General features: G+C 35.7%; 3 protein-coding genes. All 3 read left to right on the top strand.

What is annotated here, in order from left to right:
• Positions 1-326: 326 nt before the first annotated feature.
• The 3 genes from HMPREF3230_RS05745 (at position 327) to HMPREF3230_RS05735 (ending at position 2,882) form a co-directional block, all read left to right on the top strand.
• Positions 327-920: a DUF4097 family beta strand repeat-containing protein gene (locus HMPREF3230_RS05745; RefSeq protein ID WP_004111245.1), complete on the top strand. Its 594-nt coding sequence runs from the start codon at positions 327-329 to the stop codon at positions 918-920.
• A gap of 91 nt (positions 921-1,011) precedes the next feature.
• Complete coding sequence (locus HMPREF3230_RS05740) at positions 1,012-1,296, top strand: hypothetical protein (RefSeq protein WP_004114737.1); 285 nt, start codon at positions 1,012-1,014, stop codon at positions 1,294-1,296.
• 107 nt (positions 1,297-1,403) lie between these two features.
• A complete protein-coding gene (locus HMPREF3230_RS05735) occupies positions 1,404-2,882 on the top strand; it encodes an Lsa family ABC-F type ribosomal protection protein (RefSeq protein WP_075523976.1) in 1,479 nt (492 codons plus the stop codon).
• The last annotated feature ends 386 nt before the right edge of the window (positions 2,883-3,268 follow it).

Raw genomic sequence — 3,268 nt, 5'->3', positions numbered from 1 at the left:
GAAAGCACACTGTGCTTTCAACTTTGAGCAAGCTTAGCGAATTGGGGTGCTTTTTCGCGCTACGCTCTAAGCGAAAAGGCAGGTCGTCACGCACGGCTATTAGTAGCCGTTCGGCTGATTTGGCATGTAAAGTCCACTGGACTTTACATTTGAGCCAAATCACGCTTTGAAGGAGCTTGAAATGCGTTATGCAATTTCAAGCTCTGTCAAAGCGCCCATTCAAGTCGATTTGCAACTTTGCACCCACCCTGTGAAGTGGGAAAATATAGCTCAAAAGGTAAAATGAAACCTGATTATTAGTATGTGCACGAGGAGGTGCTTAAGGAATGGATAATAAGAAGTTTATCGCAGAGACGAAAGATGTTCGTTTAACGGTGAAACGTGCTGATACCTTTGGTGTGAGCTTTGTTAACTGTGAACAAGATATATTGAGGGTTGAGGAAGCGCAAAATGTTATAAGGCTTATTCAAACTAAAAAAGTCTCAGCTTCGAATTGGGTGAGGTGGCTTACTCAGGGTATGCCTGAAATTGTTGTGAGTTTGCCACATGATGTGGAAGTTTGTGAGGTTGAATCTGATTCTAATCAAGTGCTCATCACGGATATTGAGATTGGTAAGCTTTATGTAGAAGTGAACAATGGCAAGGTAGAAGTTGTTAATTTGAAGGCGGATGATGTCTTTCTTAAATGTTATAATGGGTTGGCTTCAGCAACAAACGTAGAAGTAACTCATGTTTGTACGCTTGATACGTTAAATGGCATGAGTATTTTAGAAGGAACAATCACCAAGGATGCAAGCCTTGAAGTAGATTGTGAGAATGGTGTCACCGAGGTTTCAGATAAGAAGAAGGTAAATTGTAAAAACGATGGATTTGCGCATTACATGGTGCACTGTCTTAATGGGAAAGCTATTGCGAAGTAGCAGACATATAGATCAAAAAAGAAGCAATAAAACTTGATATAAGTTGGAATTAGAGCGTATATAGACATACCGATAAAGGAGGAAGCCGTATATGCTCTATGTAAAATTTGATGATTTCGAAGATGTTAGCGTCATGGGAAATGAGAAAGATCATGGAATGTTTATTCCGATTAAGGATGGGAATGTGTATGCTGAGTGCGAACGGTGCGGTGTAGTTGAAAGGATCACCTCACCATGCGAATTCATTGCTAGCACATTTAGGTCAAGAGTGAACTTCAATGAAGGTTATGAACTTTGCGAGAAGTGCTTGCAAGAGGTTGAGTTTGTTACTGTCGCTTTGAGAACTGGAAAATTACCTAATCGAGAATTGAAATGACTGAAAAGCAAAGCAGTGATAAGCGTAGTAATACAGGAAAAACTAAACGTTAAAAGGTGCACTCACTTTGTACCCGGGCGGTAAATGATAATTTAGGGAGGCGTTTTATGTCAGTAATTAAAATTGAAAACCTCACTTTCTCATATTATGGATATGTAAAACCCATATTTAAAAATGTATCGTTTTCCTTTGATACAAACTGGAAAACGGGATTGATAGGAAGAAATGGAATCGGTAAATCAACTCTATTTAAGTTACTTTTAAATCAAGAAACTTATCAAGGTAAAATAAGCAAGGATGTTGAATTTATTAAATTTCCACCAAATATAAGCGATACTTCAAAATTAGGAATTGAGTTATATAAAGAACTAATATCAGATGATGAAGAATGGAAGTTATTTAGAGAACTCAGTTTGCTAAATGTAGATGAGAACCTTGTTTACAGAGAGTTTGAAACGCTTTCTAAAGGGGAACAAACAAAAATCCTTTTAGCTATTTTGTTTACAAGAGAAGATGGCTTTTTACTTATTGATGAACCAACAAACCATTTAGATATGGACGGAAGAAAAATTGTAAGTGAATATCTGAAAAGTAAAAAAGGATTTTTGCTTATATCTCATGATAGAGATTTTTTAGATGGTTGTATCAATCATGTTATTTCTATTAACAGGAATTCTATTGATGTCCAATCGGGAAATTTTACATCATGGTATGAAAACAAAGTGATGAAAGACCAATTTGAAATTAGTCAAAATGAGAGATTAAGAAAAGATATTAAACGATTAAAAGAGGCTGCAAGACAAAGTCAAATTTGGTCTGATAAAATTGAAAATACTAAAAATGGTGTAAAAGTATCAGGTGTAAAACCAGACAAAGGACATATAGGTCATCAATCAGCCAAGATGATGAAAAAATCTAAGAATTTGGAGAATAGACAAAACAAGGCAATAGAAGAAAAACAGAGTTTACTAAAAGATATCGAAACAAAGGAAAGCCTATTACTGCATCCGTTACATCATCATAAAAATCCTCTAATATCGGTTAGCAATTTATCATCATGCTATGGAGAGAGACAGATATTAAGCAATGTAAGTTTCGAGATAAAGCAAGGCGACATAGTGGCTATATATGGGGGTAATGGTAGCGGAAAATCAACCTTGATTAAAATTTTATTAGGTATAAATCACGAGTATACAGGTGAGATAAAATTAGCAGGTAATTTAAAAATCTCGTATATTCCTCAAGACACATCTAATTTAACAGGTAGCCTAAATGAATATATTCACAAGCAAGATGTTGATGAAACATTGTGTAAAACAATTTTAAGAAAATTAGATTTTTCAAGAGAATTATTTGAAATGGATATGAAGAATTATAGTGATGGACAAAAAAAGAAAGTTTTAATTGCTGTAAGTTTCTCAAAGCCAGCTCATATATTTGTTTGGGACGAACCACTGAATTATATAGATGTAATATCAAGAATACAGATTGAGGAAATTATAAAAGAAGCAAAGCCTACACTCATATTTGTGGAACACGATAAGCGATTTGTAGAAGATATCGCTAATAAAATAATACAATTTTAAGTAAAATCCAAATCCCAGTTTGTAGTGCCTTAGACTTTTATCATCATACGACATTCCCCTTGCCAGTTTCTCTCCTGCAATGAACGTTAAGGCTCTTTTATTGATGCATGGTTATCATAAGGGTAGTCTTGATACACGTGAGACTGTCGTATTGATGTCAAAGGCTTAATAGGTGGGTGCAAATTTGCCCTTGTGTAGCAAGGCTTAGCGAGGGCTATCGTTAAAAGGTTTAATGTGCGGCGGCTTTAAGCTGGGTTCTCGTGATTTTTGAGTGCAGTTTGGCTGTTTGAGGGAAGATATAAACGCTTTAGGATTGAGTGCGCAGGATGTTAACGTACTTCGCTTGCTCAAAGTTGAAAGCACACTGTGCTTTCAACTTTGAGCAA

Origin of the sequence: Gardnerella vaginalis, assembly GCF_001563665.1 — a bacterium.
Taxonomy (GTDB): Bacteria; Actinomycetota; Actinomycetes; order Actinomycetales; family Bifidobacteriaceae; genus Bifidobacterium; species Bifidobacterium vaginale_A.
Note: the sequence above shows the minus strand (reverse complement) of the source record. Positions and strands in the feature narration are given on the sequence as shown.

Coding starts and splice junctions, on each gene's coding strand:
- HMPREF3230_RS05735 (WP_075523976.1), top strand. CDS start 1,404: ATGTCAGTAATTAAAATTGAAAACCTCACTTTCTCATATTATGGATAT.
- HMPREF3230_RS05745 (WP_004111245.1), top strand. CDS start 327: ATGGATAATAAGAAGTTTATCGCAGAGACGAAAGATGTTCGTTTAACG.
- HMPREF3230_RS05740 (WP_004114737.1), top strand. CDS start 1,012: ATGCTCTATGTAAAATTTGATGATTTCGAAGATGTTAGCGTCATGGGA.